The sequence below is a fragment of the Vibrio ishigakensis genome (assembly GCF_024347675.1).
In the GTDB taxonomy this organism is placed as follows: domain Bacteria; phylum Pseudomonadota; class Gammaproteobacteria; order Enterobacterales; family Vibrionaceae; genus Vibrio; species Vibrio ishigakensis.
In genome coordinates, this window is sequence record NZ_AP024882.1 from 1,663,003 (window position 1) to 1,683,573 (window position 20,571).

The 20,571-nt window shown below is 46.1% G+C and carries 20 protein-coding genes; 6 read left to right on the plus strand and 14 right to left on the minus strand.

From position 1 onward, the window contains the following. Positions 1 to 4 precede the first annotated feature (4 nt). The 9 genes from Pcarn_RS21475 to Pcarn_RS21515 all read right to left on the minus strand — a co-directional run bounded on the left by Pcarn_RS21475 (position 5) and on the right by Pcarn_RS21515 (position 7,164). Positions 5 to 592 (minus strand): molecular chaperone TorD family protein, encoded by a 588-nt coding sequence (locus Pcarn_RS21475; RefSeq protein ID WP_261836367.1) that lies wholly within the window; start codon positions 590 to 592, stop codon positions 5 to 7. Between the two features lie 72 nt (positions 593 to 664). After that, positions 665 to 1,438 carry a dimethyl sulfoxide reductase anchor subunit family protein gene (locus Pcarn_RS21480; RefSeq protein WP_261836368.1) on the minus strand — a complete coding sequence of 258 codons (774 nt, stop codon included), beginning with the start codon at positions 1,436 to 1,438 and terminating at the stop codon, positions 665 to 667. Positions 1,439 to 1,441: 3 nt separating this feature from the next. Continuing rightward, positions 1,442 to 2,059, minus strand: coding sequence for a DMSO/selenate family reductase complex B subunit (locus tag Pcarn_RS21485; RefSeq protein ID WP_261836369.1), 618 nt, complete (start codon positions 2,057 to 2,059; stop codon positions 1,442 to 1,444). 11 nt (positions 2,060 to 2,070) lie between these two features. Continuing rightward, complete coding sequence (locus Pcarn_RS21490) at positions 2,071 to 4,503, minus strand: DMSO/selenate family reductase complex A subunit (RefSeq protein ID WP_261836370.1); 2,433 nt, start codon at positions 4,501 to 4,503, stop codon at positions 2,071 to 2,073. 427 nt (positions 4,504 to 4,930) lie between these two features. Next, a complete protein-coding gene (locus Pcarn_RS21495) occupies positions 4,931 to 5,401 on the minus strand; it encodes a hypothetical protein (protein ID WP_261836371.1) in 471 nt (156 codons plus the stop codon). Next, complete coding sequence (locus tag Pcarn_RS21500) at positions 5,401 to 5,808, minus strand: hypothetical protein (protein ID WP_261836372.1); 408 nt, start codon at positions 5,806 to 5,808, stop codon at positions 5,401 to 5,403. Before Pcarn_RS21500 ends, Pcarn_RS21495 begins: the two co-directional genes overlap by 1 nt. A gap of 53 nt (positions 5,809 to 5,861) precedes the next feature. Then, the gene (locus Pcarn_RS21505) at positions 5,862 to 6,314 is read right to left on the minus strand and encodes a hypothetical protein (RefSeq protein ID WP_261836373.1); all 453 of its coding nucleotides are present in this window, start codon (positions 6,312 to 6,314) and stop codon (positions 5,862 to 5,864) included. Positions 6,315 to 6,373: 59 nt separating this feature from the next. Continuing rightward, positions 6,374 to 6,808 (minus strand): hypothetical protein, encoded by a 435-nt coding sequence (locus Pcarn_RS21510; RefSeq protein WP_261836374.1) that lies wholly within the window; start codon positions 6,806 to 6,808, stop codon positions 6,374 to 6,376. A gap of 2 nt (positions 6,809 to 6,810) precedes the next feature. Then, the gene (locus Pcarn_RS21515) at positions 6,811 to 7,164 is read right to left on the minus strand and encodes a hypothetical protein (protein ID WP_261836375.1); all 354 of its coding nucleotides are present in this window, start codon (positions 7,162 to 7,164) and stop codon (positions 6,811 to 6,813) included. 261 nt (positions 7,165 to 7,425) lie between these two features. Between Pcarn_RS21515 and Pcarn_RS21520 the strand changes: the two genes are divergently transcribed. Further along, complete coding sequence (locus Pcarn_RS21520; protein WP_261836376.1) at positions 7,426 to 8,154, plus strand: nitroreductase family protein; 729 nt, start codon at positions 7,426 to 7,428, stop codon at positions 8,152 to 8,154. 29 nt (positions 8,155 to 8,183) lie between these two features. After that, on the plus strand, positions 8,184 to 9,707 hold the full coding sequence (locus tag Pcarn_RS21525; protein WP_261836377.1) for a phospholipase D family protein: 1,524 nt from the start codon (positions 8,184 to 8,186) through the stop codon (positions 9,705 to 9,707). 44 nt (positions 9,708 to 9,751) lie between these two features. Here Pcarn_RS21525 and Pcarn_RS21530 read toward each other — a convergent pair whose 3' ends face one another. Continuing rightward, on the minus strand, positions 9,752 to 10,948 hold the full coding sequence (locus Pcarn_RS21530) for an OmpP1/FadL family transporter (protein ID WP_261836378.1): 1,197 nt from the start codon (positions 10,946 to 10,948) through the stop codon (positions 9,752 to 9,754). Positions 10,949 to 11,113: 165 nt separating this feature from the next. Between Pcarn_RS21530 and Pcarn_RS21535 the strand changes: the two genes are divergently transcribed. Continuing rightward, on the plus strand, positions 11,114 to 11,908 hold the full coding sequence (locus Pcarn_RS21535) for a LysR family transcriptional regulator (protein WP_261836379.1): 795 nt from the start codon (positions 11,114 to 11,116) through the stop codon (positions 11,906 to 11,908). 43 nt (positions 11,909 to 11,951) lie between these two features. Here the strand turns inward: Pcarn_RS21535 and Pcarn_RS21540 are convergent, their stop codons facing one another. From Pcarn_RS21540 to Pcarn_RS21550, 3 genes are all read right to left on the minus strand, one after another. Next, positions 11,952 to 12,983, minus strand: a complete 1,032-nt coding sequence (locus Pcarn_RS21540) for an HlyD family secretion protein (RefSeq protein WP_261836380.1) — start codon at positions 12,981 to 12,983, stop codon at positions 11,952 to 11,954. A 3-nt stretch (positions 12,984 to 12,986) separates the two neighbouring features. After that, positions 12,987 to 13,496: a magnesium transporter gene (locus Pcarn_RS21545; protein ID WP_261836381.1), complete on the minus strand. Its 510-nt coding sequence runs from the start codon at positions 13,494 to 13,496 to the stop codon at positions 12,987 to 12,989. A 140-nt stretch (positions 13,497 to 13,636) separates the two neighbouring features. Next, positions 13,637 to 14,383, minus strand: coding sequence for a TetR/AcrR family transcriptional regulator (locus Pcarn_RS21550; RefSeq protein ID WP_261836382.1), 747 nt, complete (start codon positions 14,381 to 14,383; stop codon positions 13,637 to 13,639). Positions 14,384 to 14,519: 136 nt separating this feature from the next. On the opposite strand from Pcarn_RS21550, the gene Pcarn_RS21555 reads away from it, so the two are divergent. From Pcarn_RS21555 to Pcarn_RS21565, 3 genes are read left to right on the plus strand one after another with little or no spacing between them, the layout of a single operon-like run. Further along, positions 14,520 to 15,572: an efflux RND transporter periplasmic adaptor subunit gene (locus Pcarn_RS21555; RefSeq protein WP_261836383.1), complete on the plus strand. Its 1,053-nt coding sequence runs from the start codon at positions 14,520 to 14,522 to the stop codon at positions 15,570 to 15,572. Next, entirely contained in the window at positions 15,572 to 16,615 is a 1,044-nt protein-coding gene (locus Pcarn_RS21560; RefSeq protein WP_261836384.1) for an efflux RND transporter periplasmic adaptor subunit, read from the plus strand. The genes Pcarn_RS21555 and Pcarn_RS21560 overlap by 1 nt, the downstream gene beginning before the upstream one ends. Next, positions 16,616 to 19,666 (plus strand): efflux RND transporter permease subunit, encoded by a 3,051-nt coding sequence (locus Pcarn_RS21565; RefSeq protein WP_261836385.1) that lies wholly within the window; start codon positions 16,616 to 16,618, stop codon positions 19,664 to 19,666. A gap of 62 nt (positions 19,667 to 19,728) precedes the next feature. Here Pcarn_RS21565 and dkgB read toward each other — a convergent pair whose 3' ends face one another. Then, on the minus strand, positions 19,729 to 20,532 hold the full coding sequence (dkgB, locus tag Pcarn_RS21570) for a 2,5-didehydrogluconate reductase DkgB (protein WP_261836386.1): 804 nt from the start codon (positions 20,530 to 20,532) through the stop codon (positions 19,729 to 19,731). Positions 20,533 to 20,571: the final 39 nt, after the last annotated feature.

Genomic DNA, 20,571 nt, shown 5'->3' on the forward strand with positions numbered 1-20,571 from the left:
TTTCCTATCGAAACAGTGGTCGTGCGACTGGCACAATCTCAAACGCCTCTTTCAATTCATTCAGATAGATATCCGCTAGCTGTGCAAGCTGACTATAGAAAGAATCGTTTTCAGCAATCAAAAGCTCCAGATACCTAGGAGCCCAAGGAAGCAGGTGCACTTGAAGTAACTCGGCGGCGGCCTCATAAGATTCTAACTCCATAAGCTGTGCAAAGGTCATCAGCATCAAACCGAATTGATCTTCAGGTTCATTCATCTCCGTGGTCAGTTCAATACCATTGATGGCGAGAAACTGCCGAAAGTCTACGGTCGACTCGCCCATGACTATACCCTCAGAGTCCAAATACACAGAGCCCCAAGGCGGCGCAGTCAGTTCACCCAAACCAACAAACAACTGATTGTAACGCTGTTCAAGCTCGTCTCTATTTTCATTCACGTTTATCTGACTTACCAGAGCCGATGCCGCGCCTTGGTTATCTTCATCGAGAGCCTGAGGCAGGTTTGGTAACAGATTTAGCGCTTCGCTATAACCATCTTTAGTTGGCGAATAGTAAAACAGGTAACCTAGTACTCTAGGAATCATAGTAATCATGCTTTTTTCCAAATAAAAAAGAGGGCTCAACGTCCCTCTTTTAATCATCATCCTTGTAGCTGAACCCAGAGGTTACATAGGGATTTGCCACAGATTGTAGAATGCCACGCGACCAACAAGCTCACCAGCAATAACTAATACCGCCGCACCGGCCATCAATGCCTTTGGTGCATCCTGCTTAGTCACGCAGAAGATGCCTGCGACCAAAGCAATCACGATAGCCAGAACTTGGAATGCCCACAGCATATATTGGCCTGATGCCAATGCTGGTGCTTGCTCTACCACAAATCCAACGTAATCGGGCTTAGCCGCTACAGACACCAAAGCGCCCACAATTAGGGTAAAGAGTGCAATTCGTCCAGAGCCAAAGGCTACTGCTAACGCACTACCTGCGACCACAACCGTCATCCACATTTGTAGCGAGGTGTGTACTGTATTCCAAGGCGCTACGGTTTCAAGCTGGTATACCTGAGGGATGGACCAAGCGAATGCCAAGCCAGCCAATACTGTCGCCACGTTTGCAACACGAGCCAGTGCTTCACGTCCAAGATGGGTAAGCACAACCGTTGCACCCGCTAGACCCATAAACAGACCACTTAGAATAATCTCATTACTCATAGGTGAGCGGCCCAAGCCGTAGATTAGGTTAAGCGCTCTTAGAGGTTGTCCCATATGCAGACCACCAATCGCCGAGCCTACAAAGATCAGAATAGCCGCAACTAAGTTGGCCTTTTTCAGCGTATTTGCATCAATCTTGCCAAGCTCTTTAGCAATCAAAGCCAGTGCAAACAGACCAACAGAGGTTTGACCAAATACGGTAAAGAATACCAGTGGTAATTCATGCATGACTTATACCTCCATTGGGTTTAGAACGCTACCAGTCTCATCGCCTGTTGGACGCCAGTCTGAGTGCGGACGAACGACTAGGTTTGGATTGGTGTAGCTTGGATCCGCCAAAGGCGCTACAGCTGACTGAGTGCCGTATTTCTCGCGCAAGATATGGATCTCATCAAAGTCCAATGCACGCTGCGGACAAGAACCAACACACACTGGCTTCATGCCTTGGGCTACGCGTTCATAGCAACCGTCACACTTCGACATGACTTTCTTTTCTTCGTCAAATTGCGGCGCGCCATAAGGACAACGCATTTCACAATAGCGACAACCTACACAGGTGCTTTGGTCAACAACCACTAGACCATCTTCTTTACGCTTGTGCATAGCGCCCGTTGGACAGCCCTTCACACAGGTTGGATCGCTACAGTGGTTACATGCGATAGATAGGTAGTAGTTGAACACGTCTTGTGTCCAAGTATCGCCATCTTGCTTCCAGATACCGCCACCGTACTCATACACTCGACGGAACTTAGGACCCAGATTGGTATCTTTTTCATCTTTACAACTCACTTGGCAGGTTTTACAACCTGTGCACTTGGCGGAGTCTACGAAAAAACCGTATTGTTTCATTTAATGTCTCCTTAGACTCGCTTGATTTCAACCAAGTTGGTGTGTTGCGGGTTACCCTTAGCCAGAGCTGTTGGACGGATAGTGGTCAAGCGGTTGATACAACCACCGATATCCACACCCTCTTTGTTGGTCATCGCCCAACCACCTTCTGGCATTGCCACGGTACCCGGGATGATTCGAGGGGTAACCTTAGCGGCAATACGCAGGCGGCCACGAGCATTGAACACTTCTACTAAATCGCCATTCTTGATGCCACGTTTAGCCGCATCTAAGTCGTTCATCCAAATCATATCCGGCGCCGCTTCTTGAAGCTGTGCCACCGAGGTATAGGTTGAGTGAACGTGGCCTTTAACGTGGAAGCCCGTCATCTGTAGCGGGAACTCACCGGTGCGAGAAACCTCAAAGCCTTCAACGCTTGGCACGTATTCAGGGATAGCGCAGATCTTGTCACCTTCCAGAACTGGGCGCTCTTTCGCCAGCTGCGCCAGTGCCTCAGAGTAGATCTCAATCTTGCCTGACGGGGTGCCTAGAGGGTTCGCTTCTGGGTTATCACGGAAGTCTTTCAGTGCAATGTGTTTACTGCTATCGGCCAAACGACGGTCGATGATGCCCATACCGTCCGTTTGTTCAAACGGTGGTAGTGATGGATTGCCTTTACGAGTTTCGTTGTAAGCGTGCTCAATCCACTCTTGGTAGGTGCGACCCTCTGTAAACTGGTCTTTGATACCCATCTTGTCAGCAATCTCAGCTAACACATCATACGTTGGGCGGTTTTCCCACATAGGCTCAATCGCTTTTTGCAGGCGAACGATGTAGTGATAAGCGCCAGACTGATAGGAGTTGTTGATAAGATCATCAGACTCTAGGGTTGCTACGTCAGGAAGCAGTAGATCCGCATAACGCGCTGATGCCGTCATGTGGTTATCCCATACCAGGTTGAACTCAACCAGAGACTCATCTTGCATGATCTCATGCACCTTATTCAGGTCTGAGTGCTGGTTGTTGGTCACGTTACTGGCGTAGTTCCACAGCATCTTGATATTCGTAGGTAGACGATCTGTACCCTTAACGAAGTCTGCTTGTGCAGTCATCTCTGTGCCACGAGTAATGGCATCGGTCCACATAAAGCATGGAATTGACGCCTTAATAGGGTTACCGATAGACAGGCCCGATACTGGGTAAGGTACGCTACCACCCCAGGTTCCCACGTTAGTACCAGGACGGCCAAACTGACCCGTCATCACTGGAAGCATAAGAATAGAGCGCGCAGCTTGCTCACCCTGCTGTGTGCGCTGTACACCCCAACCTTGTGAAATCCACGCAGCGTTTGCACCTGCAATCTCACGAGCCAATTGCTTAATACGCACCGCCGGAATGCCGGTTAGCTGGCTTGCCCACTCAGGGGTTTTCTCAACGCTATCTTCACCCAAACCTAGGATGTAAGACTTGTAAGAGCTGTTTTCTGGTGCGCTTTCAGGCAGCGTATTTTCATCCCAACCCACCGCATAGCGGTTGATCATCTCTTCATCGACCAAATCTTCTTTGATCAAGGTATGGCCGATAGCTGCAATAAGAGCTGCGTCAGTGCCTGGACGGATTGGTAGCCATTCCGCATCGAACGCGGTCACGCTGTCAGTACGGCGCGGGTCAATCAAGATAACCTTTGGCTTGCTCTGCTCAATCGCATCATAGATTTCAGCAATCTGACCACCGCCAGACATGCGAGTCTCAGCCAAGTTTTGACCGAACATCACAACCAGATCAGAGTTTTTGATCTCAGAGAATAGCGTCTGCTGCTCAGTACCATAGATGTTACCCGCTTTACCAAATACGTAAGGTTGGATAACGTTCAGTTGGCCTTCAGAATAGGTGTTGTGAGCATTGAGATAACCACCTGCTAGGTTTAGCAAGCGGCGACAAGTATTGCGGCCTTGCAGGTTTGCACCCGTTGTACCAGAACCATATTGATAATAGATCGCTTCGTTACCATAGGTATCTATAATGCGACGAAGCTCTTTAGCCACTATGGTGGTTGCTTCATCCCAGCTGATCCGCTTGAACTTACCCTCGCCACGCTTACCCACGCGTTTCATTGGGTATTTCAAGCGATCAGGGTTGTAGGTACGAAAACGTGCAGCACGACCGCGAAGACACGGACGGATCTGATGCTGACCGAAGATAGCTTCATCCACACCATCTTCAGGTGAGATTTTAACTGCTACCCCATCCTTCACATGTACCTTGAACGGACAGCGACTGCCGCAGTTCACAAGACATGCGCTAAAACTGATGGTTTCATCGCTATTGGTAACTTGAGCTTTTGGACTCGCTTGAACGGGGATGGTAAGTGCGCTGGCTGCAGCAGCACCAGTGATAGCAGCAGAACCCTTAACGAAGTTCCTACGGCTAACAGAATAGGCTTTTACTTTATCGACAATGCTCATTGAGTAGACCTCTTTATTTATGAGCGAACTATCCGATTTTTACCTAATTGTTAACATGATCGAGATCAATACAGATGCGCAGGAAAATTTACGGTGTGACGTACCCATCGATAAAGCACCGAAATACAAAGCAAATGGCGTGCTACAGATACAACTTGTTACACTTTATATCTACCACTAAAGGATAATGGTTCTCATTAATGCAAGCTATTGATATTCATGGCTTTAGTTGCTTCCTGAGAATTCAACATTTGCCCAAAAACTGAGACTAGAATTCGCAGGTTCAGTAACAATCTAAAAGTGGCAGAAATAGGTGGGATATGAGCGGTATTTGACTCAGTAGAGATGAAAGCGTGCCTAGCCAGAAATTAACTTTTTAGTTACAAAGAAATGTCCAACGTCAGCGTGGGCCATTAACTTAGATTAGCTAGTAACATTCGATTTGCCAGCGAGTACGAACTTCATAGTCTCCAGCTTTCAATTTCATCTTCGGTACTGCGATCCGAGTCTGAATCTCGATTTCTTTATCTCTCGAAAGTTCATCGATAGATAACTCAATGCCACGTCGCCAATAGTTAGCGCTACCTTCATACCTATCAGGCGCATCAACTTGAAAATGAATGGCCTGCAAGCCTCGGCGCACTGCTACTTCGTTTACTTCTATATCTTCAAGTTTCAACTTTATACGACGCTTTCTATCGTCTACATGAAGCCGAAACGTATTAGCCGTTTCTTGATAATTGTTGCCAAAAGAGATCATGCCATTGCTTGATAAAACCTCTAAATGACACATTCCAACCGTTGGACGTGGCCTTGGTGGCACCGGCTGAATCTGAGCATCCGCATTAGCATCTTGCAACAACAGGATATTGATAAAAATAAAGATCAGGCGAGACATTAGTTGACCATCACACGAACAATAAAATCAGTTACTGCTTCATCAGTGATCTGAGTGTTAGAGACGGTCTGCTTTTCTTTCATCAATACTTGAAAAGAGGTATTTAGAGCTATTTCTTTATCATCGTAGATATAGTTTATTACCATGTCACAGGTAATTATTTTATCGTGTTCTTCATCAAGAATAGTCTCGGTATAGTTTAGTCTGCTCGATGTATCGACCAAACTAATTTCGTCCCATGCTATATATTCAGAGCTTGAAATAGCATCAAACACACGACGCTCATGATATTCTGCGCCTTGGTGACAAAACTCTTCTAATTGTGCTGCTTGTTCTTTTACCATTCCTTCTGCGAAGGAATGATTTGATAATAAACATGCAGTTAATAAAAAATAAGTTTTTTTCATGCTAAATCAAGCTCTAATCTTTAATTATAAATATAATCTATGCTTAGATATTATTAATCGTCATCACATACAATCGTGAACGTTGCTTCAACTCGATGATTTGGATTAACAGGGTAATCGTACTGAGAGCCAGTCATTTTGGCATAGAATTGAAGAAGACCTGGCTGCACATCCTCAAAGTCTTCATTTTCTTGAGTGGATGCACCTGACGACCCTAGCCTAATTCTCACATCCTCTTCTACAAGACCCTCACTCAAGTGAGTAATCTCATAAGACATAGAAGACTCATCTTCATCACTATTATTGATAAACATAACAGAAGCAGGCTTTGAGCCCCAATCACCAAAACCAAGGTCACCAGGATTAGCCTCATTACTAGACCAACCGCAGGCAGAATCGATAGAGCCTGTCCAGATAAGTACTCCCGAGCCAGTCAAATCACCATCAGCTAGTACCGGTACAGACACTAGAGATGCTACTGCAACAGCTAGCAGTTGTTTTTTCATTTTCGTTTCCTTTTAGCTCAAAATATTAAGCAATTTAAAATAAAGCGAATTTCCCATTATTATTCTGAGAAAGTAGTACTCGCTTGTTTCATTTTTAATAGGCGGTATTTCTCCGCTTCTATTTGTAAGAGTTTCAGTTCATGCTCTGCCTGAGCTATTTCTTCTTCTCTTGAACGTTGACGAAGCTCAAATTCATAGAGCTTTGTGCAATCAACTCTGTCTTCACCACCAAATTGAATAGTTAACGCAGCATAAATACCTGCTTCATCTTGGTTCTGGTAATAATAATTGTTGTAATAGTTGTCACTGTCTTCATTTCCAGTTGCACCATAAGTGCCAACCTGGAATGTTTTACCCGTCGACACCGCTTGCTCACATGAAGCGCCCGCAGACGTTCTGACTCGGTCTGTACCAGACGGGTTAGAGATACTTGGAATTGGGTTTGCAAAGGCGAACGGAGATAGTAGCCCTAACAATAAAGTAAGCTTTTTCATAATTAATAACGTTTAAACTTCAAACGAGTACACACTTCGTAATCGTTAGGTCCATCTACGATAGCTAGTGTGCAGACCAGTTTCGTTGAGGTCCTTCCAGCCGGTGTATCAACGGTAATATCCAGCTCTTTGCTCTCGTTTCTTTCTAGAATAAGTTTTTGAGGGAATCGCTTCTCATCGATTCTGACGTAGTAAGCTGCCGTCTGAGGAAACTTATTGATTACCTTAAATTTAACGTGTGTTTTGTCCGTGTAGGTTTGATAAGTAGTCTGATCCCACTGGTGCACGTTCGCTTCCGCAACACCGCACATCACCAGCAGTGCTATCACAACCATATTTTTTGCAAAACTAATCATCATTACCCCTGACACAAACCGAACACAGATCACGTTTCATATAATTTTTGTGATGCACATCATACACAGGCTGTTACAGAAAAAATTACCATTACGCGCCACTTTCAGAAAAAGTGTGATCTTAAGAGCGCGCTAATTTAATCAATTTGGCTATTTTGGATAATGAATCTCTTAGATACCTGATATGCCCTTCCCGCATACCCTTATCCGCTCTGGCTTGGTACACTGTTTTGATTAGTAAGTTTTTATAAAGTAAAGAAAATGACTCAGCACCACTCCCTTACCGAACTGGTAAACACCCGCCGCTCTGTACGCAAATACGACCAAGAACATGACTTTGATTCCACGGCTGTTGATAAGGCTTTGGAGCTCACTCTGCTCAGTCCTAACAGCAGTAACATGCAGCTTTGGGAATTCCATCGTGTGGTTACTCCCGAGATCCGAGCAGAGCTTTCTGAGATTTGTATGGGGCAAAATGCGGCCAAAACGGCAAACGAGTTGGTGGTATTCGTTACCACTCCAGATAAGTGGCAAGAGCGCGCTCAGATGAATGCAGCGCAAGTTCGCAAGAATTTTGAGGGTCGCCCTATGGACTCAATTGCCAAGCGTGCGACCAAGTACTACGAAAAGCTCATTCCATTTGTGTACAGTAATGATGGTCTTGGCATTAAAGGGCTAGCTCGAAAAGCAATGATGACCTTCATGGGCATGAAGAAGCCAACCTATCGTGAAGTGATGAAAGAAGACCTTCGAGTTTGCCTTCATAAAAGCACCTCTCTGGCAGCTATGACTTTTATGCTAGCTATTCGCGATCAAGGTTACGACACCTGCCCAATGGAAGGCTTTGATTCAGTTCGAGCAAAGAAGCTTTTAGGCCTGAACAAAAATGACGAAATCACTATGATTGTTAGTGTGGGTAAGCGCACCGAAGAAGGTATCTATGGTGTCAGACATAGAGTGCCAAGCGAGTCAGTGATCTTTACTCACTAAAGAAGAAAAATAGAAGGGATGCTATTTAGATGACGAAGTCTTTCAAACGCTGGTTTAAAGCTTTTTTCGCACTTTGCGTCAGCTTAATTATCGTCGGGTGCGCCTCTGCACCCGAACCACCAGAGAAGGAGTATTCGGAGCATCTTTCATTTCAAGCTGATTCAAATCTCGCTAGGTATTTTGAGCAGAATCAGTACGATACCTCTATCGAGACTGGCTTTTATCCACTAGATAAAGGCCATGATGCCCTACTCGCTCGCATCTCATTAATTGAAGCAGCCGAGCACAGCCTCGATCTTCAGTATTACATCTATCGCAACGACGAAACCAGTAAGTTGATGACGTGGCGCTTATTTGAGGCCGCTGAGCGTGGAGTCAGGGTTCGTATCTTGCTTGACGATATGCAAAAACGAAATGACCAAGGACTGGCACTTCTCAATTCACACCCCAACATCCATATCAGGCTGTTTAATCCAAACAACTACAGGACCGCGAGAAACCTCGGTTTTCTGAAGGAGTTTGGACGGCTCAACAGTCGTATGCACAACAAATCCATTACCGCCGACAACGTCTCCTCTATCGTGGGCGGGCGTAATATCGGCAACGAGTATTTCTCCTACGACACTTCAGTTGAGTTCGGTGATTTCGATTTATTGCTATATGGGAACACCGTTGAACAGGTTGCTGATCAGTTCGACCAATACTGGAACAGTGACTTTGCTATTCCGGTTGAGTGGATTTTTGAAACCGATGAGGTAATAACCGCTGAAGATGTAAAGCAGACCGTACTCACTGAGCGTCTAGAAGAGCAGTTCACCACAGGTGCCTATGACATCACCAAACTGGATCTGCACCGCAAGCTGGTTAACAACGAGTTGCCTCTCTATTGGGGAGAAGGAAAACTTCTGTATGATCTGCCCGACAAAGTCGGAACCCAAAATAGTCAGCTTATTGATGACCTCATGCTAATACTCGAAGATGTCGAGGACAACATCGTTATCATCTCACCCTACTTCGTTCCTACAGAGTTAGGTACACAACACTTGGTTGAAGCGGTGCAATCGGGCAAGCAAGTGACAATTATCACCAACTCCTTGGCTTCCAATGACGTGTTTGCGGTTCACGGTTGGTATGCAAAGTATCGAGAGGATTTGATAGAAGGTGGCGTTGATCTTTGGGAGATAAAATCCACCGCTAAGTTTAAAAGCAAATGGTCAATGACAGGCAGCGGCCGTTCCAGTTTACATGCCAAGGTGATGTTCTTCGATGACCGCTATCTATTTGTCGGCTCGATGAACTGGGACCCTCGTTCGGCACTGCACAACACTGAGATGGCCGTGATCATAGACCAAGCGGATTTTGTGTTGGAAAACGAAATTGAACTTTTTAATGAGCTAGACACATACGCCTATCAACTCAAGATCCGAGATGGTGATTTGGTCTGGGTAGACAACATGACCCAAGAGGTATTTGAAAGTGAGCCTGATGCAAGCATTTGGCTAAGAATGGGAGCTTGGATGGCCGGTATTCTGCCCATTGAAGAGCAGTTATGAAAAAGGGTTGGCGCGTTGCCAACCCTTGTCGTTCAACCTAACGATTAGAAATTAAAGTTCACGCCCACAAAGTGGATGCGACCTTCAAATGTGCCGTTAACGCCAACAAGATTACCGTTCAATGCACGTTTCTCAGATTCCACTTCGCCAAGGTCTGCATACTCATAGAAGAAGTCGATCACAACATCATCCCAGTTTGTTGATGCGCCTACAGAATAGCGGTACTGCTCGCCAACTGGCAGATCTACCCATTGCTTAGTAGGGTCGTCTTGTGGAGAAGTCTCGTAAGAGAAACCGGCTTTTAGTCGCCAGTCGCTGTTTAGGCGATAATCAGCACCCAGTGCAAGCTTCCATACATCATCCCAATCGCGCTGAATACTCACGCCATTGCGGTCCGTACCACTTAGGTTAAGTACGGTTTCATCCCACTGACTCCAACGGTGGAATTGAACGCTAGCAAGGAGGTTCAAGTCTTCGTTGAAGCCATAACGCATACTCATGTCGACGATTTCGGGTACGATCACATCGGTACCAACAGAGCGGTTAACCCGCTGCAGATCCGCATCAAAACTATGCTCAGATTTAGAGCGGTAGCTCAAACCAAAATCTAGCTTGTCAGTTGGACGATACATTACACCTAGGTTGTAACCATAAGCCCAATCACTGTCCTGATCAGTTGCGAATAAACTGCTCGATTGCTCGAAAGCCGCCCAGCTGAATTGAACCCCGCCACCTACAGACCACTGGTCATTCAGTTTGTAAGACAGAGATGGATTCAAAACGATCACATTCAAGGTGATTGAATCAAGCCACGGCGCTCCAGCCCATTCGTCACCATAAGAGAGGCTCGAGCCACCAGCAGCGCCCAGCGCTAAGCCAAGATGCATGTTTTCTGATATTTGGTGAGCGTGGAAGATGGAGACAGAAGGAAGATAAGATTGTGCTTCTCCATCATTACGAATACCGTCGTTCTTATACTTCATCTTAAGATCAAAGCCCATCACATTGATGGTGGTGAGTGACTCACCCATATAAGACATGGTTGCAGGGTTGGTCCACATAGCAGCGGCCGATTCGGTGTATACACCATCACCAGCGCCTGCAACACCTGCATTTGCAGTGACTGCTTCTTGGAGGAAGATACCACTTGCACTGGCGCTGGTTGCCGCCAATGAAGTCGCAAGAATACCGAATGCTTTTACAAGCTTGTTCGGTTTGAATTTATGAGTAACCTGATGCATGTTTTTCGCTATTTCTTCTACTAATTAGGGCGCGCGCTATTGTAGACACGGCCATTTAAACTTATGGTTATAAAGGATATTCTTGGGTTCATGGCGCCCTTTCTAACTAAACGGAATATCATTTATCACGGACGAAATTCATTAAATCTCGAGGTGAAAGGCTGAATGCAACTTCTCAATAATCTCCACGTTTTTATCGCATTGATGCAAACCCACTCCACTCAAAGAGCGGCTAAAAAACTGGGGCGCTCTCAGTCTTACGTTTCTAAGGTTCTGGCTCAGCTTCGAGAAGATCTGGATGACCCTTTGTTTGTCCGTAGTGCCGAAGGTCTCTCCCCTACCTCTTATGCGGTAAGCATCTATCCCAAGCTGCAAACAGCGCTCGAACAAGTAAACCATGCGTTAGAGCCAGAGGATTTTGACCCCAAGAATATCGATAGAGTCTGCATTCACATTCTTGAGCCAGTGCTTACCATGCATGGCAAAGAGATAATCCTTAAGATAAGAGAGCAAACCGATGCCCTTATTGAAGTGCGCACCTGGAATCATCTTTCTGAAGGGATGATTATCGATGAAGAGGTTGACCTCGGTATTCACGTTCTCAGCGACAAGCCGCAAACGCTGTGGCAACACCGACTCTTCCGAGGATCTGGTCAGTTCAATGGCAACCTTGATGGCTGCTATATCAAGTTCATGTCAACGGGAGTGAATGAGCATTTGAACCGCTTTCAAGAGGTTAGGCCGGATGCTGAAGTCGATATCATGGTGGACAATCAAGCCCTGCTCAATCAGCTGAAAGACATTGGCTATACCATGGATTTCGTACCATACAGCGAAGACGCCGACCATCCAGATCTGGATATTGACCTTGCTGTGGTGATGAAGGCAGCTAAACGTAAATCACCAAAGTATCAATGGTTGCTTGGCATCATAGAGTCCATTGCAACATCAATAAAATAATGTCTAAAAAAGCCCTCATTCGAGGGCTTTTTCTTTGCCTGCATTACAGTGCAGATAGGTAGGTCTTGTAAGCTTTAAGTCTAACGGTCGCAGCACCTATGATGTCCATAAAGCCAAGCAGTGGATGAGGCTTATCAGCCGATACCCAGCCTGAACCGGTAGCACCGATTGGGATGTTATAACCTTCTGGCTCTTCAAACTCGATAACGATAGTACGACCGTGCGAGTTGGTATTGTTGCCAACGTGCTGTCTCACATGTTGAGAACCCTGACGTACCGATACCTGAGCTTCACCCGTACCTGTGGTCACACTGTGAACACGACCACGGAAGATTTCGCCTGGATACGCATCAACATAGAATTCAGCAAACTGACCGATTTTGATGCCTCGATAGGTTTGGTCTGGAATACGCATCTCTACAAACTTCTTGTTGATATCGTACAGATGCATGTTACCTAGACGAGTACCCTCAGAGATGTTGGTGATAGAAAGCTGCCCATCAAATGGTGCTCTAACCTCGCGACGAGAGTTTTCCCACTCTGCAGTCGCAAGTTGCGCTTCAATACTCTTGATTTGAGCATGTGCAGAGGCCATTTTTGCATCCGCTGATTCGATGCGAGTTCGTGCATCATCCTTTTCAGACTCTTGAGCAAAGTCATCCAGTTTGATCAAACGATTAAGTGTACGCTTGTCGTTGGTCTGCTGGGTCTTAAGAGATAGGATCTCAGCTTCATAAGCCGCTTTCTGAGCATTCAAGCTTTCTACCTGAGACACCGAATCTTCAGTGCGCAGCGTATAAATAACATCGCCCTTCTTAACCATTTGGTTGTGGGTAACGAATACCTGATCAACCTCTTGGCCGATGAGTGGACTTAGCACTGCGTGGGGCGCTTTAACCGTTGTACTGTCAGTCAAATCCGCTGGAGACCAGAAACGGTGCGAGATAAACAGCATTGTCGCGATGAACATACCAATGCTCACCATTAGTGTGCCGCTACGCAGGTTCCACTTAACAATGCCAGTCTTAACCAACAACCAGCAGACCAAGATATAAGGCAGCATAATCTCTTTCATGGGTTACTCCTTATTCTCGATAGCTTTTGGTTTGGACACACCGTTACGGATAACCTTGGAGATAGAGTCTCCAATCACATCCCAGCGTGCAAAGGCGATGATGATGGCAAGAACCCACCAGGTTTTGCTGATAAACAGGCCGCATAGAGAGAGAGCAAAAACGATCTGAGTGTGTGCGCTCGACATTTTTGCAGCTTTATGGACTGCGATTTCATGGAGTTGCCAAAAGAGATAAAGAACGTAGACAACCACGGCTAGGGTGACAAAGAAGATAAAGCCCATAAAGATTTCAGAATCTAGAAGCTTCAAGATGGTTGGATAGCCGTTTGAGAAATATTCCGCAGGTAGATCCTTTCCGTGAATCTCGCCTAGATGCGAAAGCGCCACTGAAGAGCCAGCGACTACCGCAAAAATGGACACCATTTTCACGATATAAAGTACAAAATTTAAAATGCTCCTTGCGAATGTACGTCCCTTCCCTTCAGGTGCTGAAGGCAAAGCATTTGCAGACATAATTGTTTCACTGTAGTTGTTAAAATCGTAATGAATTTTACACAGTGAAATATTCTTTTAAGAATTACCGAAATTCCCTTGAGAATTTGGGGGCATTATTTTTATATCTAATATAACTTGCTGTTAATAAAGCCCTTTACTTATATGCACTTATTAAATTTTTCTTCGTAGAACTTCTCAGTTTCCTCATCCAAAACAGAAATTTTTAATACTAGGTCTTCAAGAGATGAATAGGTTAAGCGATTTTCCTCGGCAATATTTAATTCCAAAACCAGATCTCGCTCATAGATCTTCCAATGCTCTAGAAGTCCCTCATCGTGAGACATTCCCGGCCAAGCGGAACTCATGAAGGGTTTAAACGCAACCGCACCACCAGAATGAATCAAAAATCGCCACATGATCTGACCCGGATTAACCGCAAGCGCAGTCACTATTCGCGGCATATCAGAATAGGCTTTAGTCACCAACTCTTGAATATGAGGACTGAACTCTTCACCCTCTTGGGCTTCATTTTCTGGGTGATGGATATAGTCGAGCATGATCTGACACAGCTGAGGTTTTTTCAGCATGTACGCCATGAAGTGGCATAAGTAGCGATAGAGTCGCTCGTTGTCAGGAAGTTCAGTATCAATATGATCTTCTAGCTTTGCGCAGTAGGCATCTACAAACTCGTGAATTTCATCGATGATGGCTCGCCAGATCTGAACCTTAGCGCCAAAGTAGTGACGAATCAGGCTATGGGTGACTCCGGCTTGTTCACTGATGTCTCGGATCGAGACTTGGTTATAGCCTTTCTCACAGAATAGAAACGCAGCACTCGCCAGTATCTCCAGCTTAGTTCTTTCTGCCTCTTCTGCGGTTCTTCGCCCTTGTTTTCTTTGCGCCATCGGATTCTCCAAGTTTGTACTTCCTGAATAGTAACATTAAACGCGAAAAATATTTTACTGCACAAGTGTAAAATATATTGATCTTGAATGGGATCAGAAATTATACTGCACACGTGTGCAATATGAGATTCCAATAGTGAAACTACTAACTTTGATCTTTACTGCGTTTATCAGCTTGCTACTTGTTGGGTGTGATGTCTCACATTCCGATGAGGTAGCGGAAGAGTTCTCTAAACCAGTAAAAGTGACGCAACTTGAGTTGCAAAATCATGCCCCTATTTACCAATTCTTGGGTGAGGTTGTGCCTGTGCAGAACTCACCTATCTCTTTTCGAGTAGGTGGCGAGCTTGAATCTATTTCGGTTGAAATGGGTCAGAAAGTTAAACAAGGCCAACTGCTGGCGCAGCTAGACAGCATCGATTTTGAGCTGGCAGTTCAAGCTGCTAAAACTCAATTTGATCTAACCAAAGCTGAGTATCAAAGGGCTAAGCGTCTTCAAAGCCAAAAGCTCATCAGTAAAGACAGCTTTGACCAAGCTTTCACCCAATATAAAACCAGTGAAGCAGCACTTGAGCAGGCTCGAACAGACCTTTCTTATACCAAGATCTACGCGCCGTTTTCTGGGGTGGTGTCACTGCGTCATGTGAATACACATCAGGTTGTAGGCCCGCAACAGCCAATCGTGAACGTAATCGACAACGGTACCTACAACGTTTCGGTTTCGGTTCCAGTGAACATTGCACACCGTCTCATGGGACGAGATCCAAGACTGGTGTTTATCAGCGATACCCTAGACACCCCATTCCCTGCTCACATGGCTGAGGTTTCCAGCCAGCCAGATGCAGACACCAACAGCTATCTGGTTACAGTGGCGTTTAGCTCGGCTAAGCCTCTAATGCCAGGTAACAGTGGTCAGCTACAGGTATTCCTAGATGATGCCATCCAGACAGAAGAACCTATTCAAGAGTCCGCTTGGTTAGATTCTCGATTAGAGCAAAACACACGCTCAGGTCAGGTTTGGGTATTCGATCCAGATTCTTCTCGAGTAAGCCGTCGTCATGTTTCGGTAAACATGGTTTCTGGCTCGATAAGTGGCGTCCATAACGGTGAGTGGATCGTTGAAAGCGGCGTAAACCAATTGGTCGATAACCAAATCGTTCGCCCATGGGTGAGAGAGCGAGGCATCTAATGAAAAGAATCATCACGATAACTGCCATCGCAAGCTTGCTAAGTGGCTGTTTTGGTCAAACGCAGCAGCATCAAGCGCCGCCTTTAGTTCTTAAGACCTTTCAAGTTGACCAGGTGGTTGAGTTAGGAAGCCGCGATTTCATCGGTGTAACTATCCCTGCTGAGCTTACTCCTATCTCGTTTCTAGCCGATGGCGAGATTACCAGTTTGTCCATCAAATCGGGTGATCGCGTCTCTAAAGGTGACGTGCTTGCCAGCCTCGACAACACCCGCATCAAGCAGCAGCTTAAAGAAGCGAAGATTGAGCTCGATCTTGCTAATAAACAGTTAGACCGCGCCAAACGCCTGCAAAAGCAGAAGATGATCTCAGCCGCTGAATTCGATGGCATCAATAGCAACTTCAAGCTAGCGAGCATTCAATATAAATCGCTACAGCGCCGCTTGGATCAAACACAGCTTATCGCCCCCTTTGATGCGCTAGTGGCCACTGTTGAGAAAGAGCAGGCACAAAACGTTACCACCGCAGAGCCAGTGCTGACCCTGTATCGCACCGACAGAATCCACGTGGATCTTAACGTGACTGAAGAAGTGCTGCTTAGCCTTAACCCGCAAGTGGGTAAAGAAGTCAGCGTGCAGTTTGAAGCCTTTGCAGAGCCGGTATCAGGCAAGCTTATGCTTTGGTCCGAGGAGCCGACGGTAAATCGCAGCAACTACCTGATGCGCTTCGAGATTCAAGAATTGGATAGAAAGGTTCTGCCCGGTACATCGGCGCATGTGACGATTCCTCTCGAAAATCAGAAGAACGAGCCCGCCTATCTGATCCCAGCCAATATTTTAGTGCCAGCTAAAGAGCAAGGCGCATTTGATGTTTGGCTATATCAAGACAACAAGCCGACCAAGCAAAGCGTTGAGGTGTATTCCATCACCAAACAGGGCGCGGTTATCAGCCAAGGTCTAGAGCAAGGTGACCTTTTGATAACCAATCAACTATCAAAACTGACTCAAAACCGTGAGTTCAAGATCGCGGGTGAGGCAACGAAGTAAATGAATATCGCAGACTACTCAATCAAAAACCGCGTCATCAGTTGGATGTTTATTGTCATCTTGGCCATTGGCGGTATCAGTGCCTTTGGTAACCTTGGTCGCCTTGAAGATCCGGCCTTTACCATTAAAGATGCCATGGTCATCGCTACCTATCCTGGCGCGACCACGCTTGAGGTTGAAGAAGAGCTCACCTACCCGCTAGAAAAAGCGATTCGTCAGCTTCCATATGTGGATAACATCACCTCGACGACCTCAGCGGGTAAAACCCAAATTATGGTGAGCATGGGCATGCAATATGGTCCCGATGAACTGCCCCAAATTTGGGATGAAATGCGCCGTAAGATCAATGATCTTCAGCCTAGCCTACCTCAGGGTGTACAAGGTATTTCCATAATGGATGACTTTGGTGACGTTTATGGTATGTCACTAGTGCTTACCGGCAAGGCCTACACCTACCCTGAGCTTAAGCGCTTTGCAGACTTCCTGTCGCGCGAGCTAGAGCTTGTCGATGGCGTAGGTAAGGTGATGATCACTGGCGATCAGCAAGAACAAATCTTTGTTGAGATGTCTACCGACCGCCTAACCGCTTTAAACCTTGATTCAAACACGGTTGTTGGCCTTATCAATCAGCAAAATGCTGTTCAAGATGCAGGTAAAGTCATGGTCTCGGGAGAAAGCCTGCGCCTTCGCCCTACCGGCAACATGTCTTCTCTGGAAGAGCTTGAAAACCTGATCATCCATGGTCGCGATACCGGCAAGCTTATCCGCCTAAAAGACATTGCTGATATCAAGCAAGGCATTGTGGAAGAACCGCAAAACTTGGTTCTGTTCAACGGCGAACCCGCTCTAAACATCGGTATCTCGTTTGCATCTGGCGTAAACGTGGTAGAGATAGGTAAAGCTATTCATAACAGGCTGGTAGAACTGGATAGCGAGATGCCTGTGGGTATGAACGTAGATGTGTTCTACGACCAATCCCATGAAGTTGCCAACTCGGTTGACGGCTTTATCGTAAGCCTCGCTCAAGCGGTAGGCATCGTAATTATCGTGTTGCTGTTTGCTATGGGGCTGCGAAGCGGTCTTATTATAGGCTTGGTTCTGCTACTTACCGTGTTCGGCACCTTCATCTTGATGGATTACAACAAGATTGAGCTACACCGCATCTCCCTTGGGGCTCTGATCATTGCGCTGGGTATGTTGGTAGATAACGCAATCGTGGTTGTCGAAGGCATATTGGTCGGTATTAAGAAGGGCTTGTCTAAGGCTGACGCTGCTATCGCCATCGTCAAACAAACTCAGTGGCCACTGCTTGGCGCAACTGTCATTGCTATCACAGCATTTGCGCCTATCGGTCTATCTCAAGATGCGACCGGTGAGTTCATGGGCTCTCTATTCTGGGTTCTGTGTTTCTCGCTGTTCCTAAGCTGGGTAACCGCGCTGACCATCACCCCTTTCTTGGCCGAGAAGTTCCTGAAGGACGAGACCTCACAGGTAAATGAAGATGATCTATACAAGGGCTTTATCTTCACTCTGTTTAAGAACACCTTGGTATTCGCGCTACGCTTTAGAAAGCTAGCTATTGCCACGCTAATGGTGCTTTTAGTTACCACCGTACTGGGTTTTGGTTCGGTAAAACAGCAGTTCTTCCCTGTTTCAAATACACCTATTTTTTATGTGAACGTGTGGCTTCCTGAAGGCACCGATATTCGTGAAACCACTGACATCACCAAAGAGATAGAGCAATACGTTCGAGCAAAAGAGGATGTGGAGTATGTAGCGACCACCATAGGTCAAGGTTGGCAACGCTACTCCCTAACCTATCAACCTGAGAAGTCCTACACCTCGTACGCGCAGCTTTTGGTTCGCACCAACAGCTTGGATATCATGTTTGATGTAATCGCAGACCTTGATAAGAACCTGCCAACACAATTCCCGAGCGGTGACTTCCGTATGCAGGTAGTAGAGTTTGGTCCATCTCCGGCTTCTAAGATTGAAGCGCGTGTTGTAGGCCCTGACACTCAAGTGCTGCGCAGTATCGCTACGGATATCGAAGCTATCATTGCTAGCGACCCTGGCGCTCGTAATGTTCGTAACAACTGGCGTGAGCAAAACAAGGTACTGGTGCCTGCGTTTAACGAATCTAAGGCGCGTCGCTTAGGCATCTCTAAACAAGATCTCTCTGCAACCCTTGATATGACATTTGGCGGTTCAGCTATGGGGATGCTTCGTGACGGTACTAAACAGTTGCCTATCATTGCGCGCCTACCTGAGATTGAACGCGAAGACATTCAAACCTTGAAGCTGATGCAGATCTGGAGCCCAGTACTGCAAAGCTATGTTCCAATTGAGCAGGTGGTTGATAACCTTACCCTAGACTGGGAAGAATCCATCATTATGCGTCGTGACCGTAAACGTGAAATCTCCGTGCTTGCTGACCACGATATTCTTAGTGATGAGACTCCTGCTGTTCTGTTTAGCCGTGTCCGCCCTCTTGTTGAAGCCTATCAACTACCCGAAGGCTACCATTTAGACTGGGGCGGAGAGTATGAATCTGAGAACGATGCGCAGGAGGCGCTGGGCGCGGCTATGCCGTTGGGTTACCTACTCATGTTTATCATCACGGTATTTTTATTTAACTCGTTCAGAAAACCTCTGGTTATCTGGTTTACCGTGCCTTTGTCTATCATTGGCGTGAGCTTCGGTCTGTTAGCAACGGGTCTACCGTTTAGCTTTACCGCCCTGCTTGGTCTATTGAGCCTTAGCGGTATGATCTTGAAAAATGGCATCGTACTGATGGATCAGATCAACATGGACCTAGATAGCGGTAAGGCCCCGTATACGGCGGTGATCGACAGTGCTATGAGCCGTGTTAAGCCGGTAAGTATGGCAGCTCTGACGACCATTCTTGGTTTGATACCTCTGGTAGCCGACCCGTTCTTTGGGTCAATGGCGGTGACCATAATGGCAGGTCTAGGATTTGCAACTGTACTCACCTTGGTAGTAGTGCCACTTCTGTTTGCGACCTTCTATAAGGTGCATCCGGAAAGCTAATCTATTGAGCTTCAAATACAAAAAAGGTCTAGCATTGCTAGACCTTTTTATTTGCCTCAGATTTAGTCCCACTCAGGAGCGAAATCAGGATTCGCCAATCTGTGGTTTCTATCCAGAGTTGCAATCTCTTCTAAATCAGATTGTGACAGCGTCACTGAGTCAGCTTTCAGATTGCTCTCAATATTCTTCTGCTTAGTCGAAGATGGGATGGTCACAAAATCATTTTGACGCATCCAAGCCAATACGATTTGCGCAGGAGTCGCTTTGTGAGAATCAGCAATGCGAATGATGGTTTCATCTTTAAGCACATCACCGTAAGCAAACGGCATGTAGCCAGTCACAATTACATCGTTCGCTTTACACAGTTCCACAACCTTACGGTTTTGCAAGTATGGATGAACTTCGACTTGGTTGGTGTAGATAACGCCCTCACCCAGAATCTCGATAGCTTGCTTAAGCTGAGCGTTAGTGAAGTTAGAAACACCAATCTGCTTCACTAAGCCCTGGTCTTTCGCAGCCTTAAGCTCAGTAAGGTATTCCTGCATTGAAACCTCTTCATTCTTTAGAGGCCAATGGATAAGCAGCAGGTCGACATAGTCTGTTTTCAGCTTTTCTAAGCTTTCATGAACGCTAGGCAGAAAAGTCTCTTTAGAAAATTTATCCATCCACACCTTAGTGGTTAGAAAAATCTCTTTGCGAGGCACATTTGAGTCCACCATCGCATTGCCCACTTCCGCTTCGTTACCGTAGATTTGAGCTGTATCGATATGACGGTAACCAGCCTTAAGCGCCATCATTACTGAGTCGTAAGCAGCTTGTTCTTTAAGGCGGAAGGTGCCAGCACCTAAATAAGGCATTGTTTTCATTATTATCTCCGTTGTAGAGCTAAAAAATAGCCGTGAAGC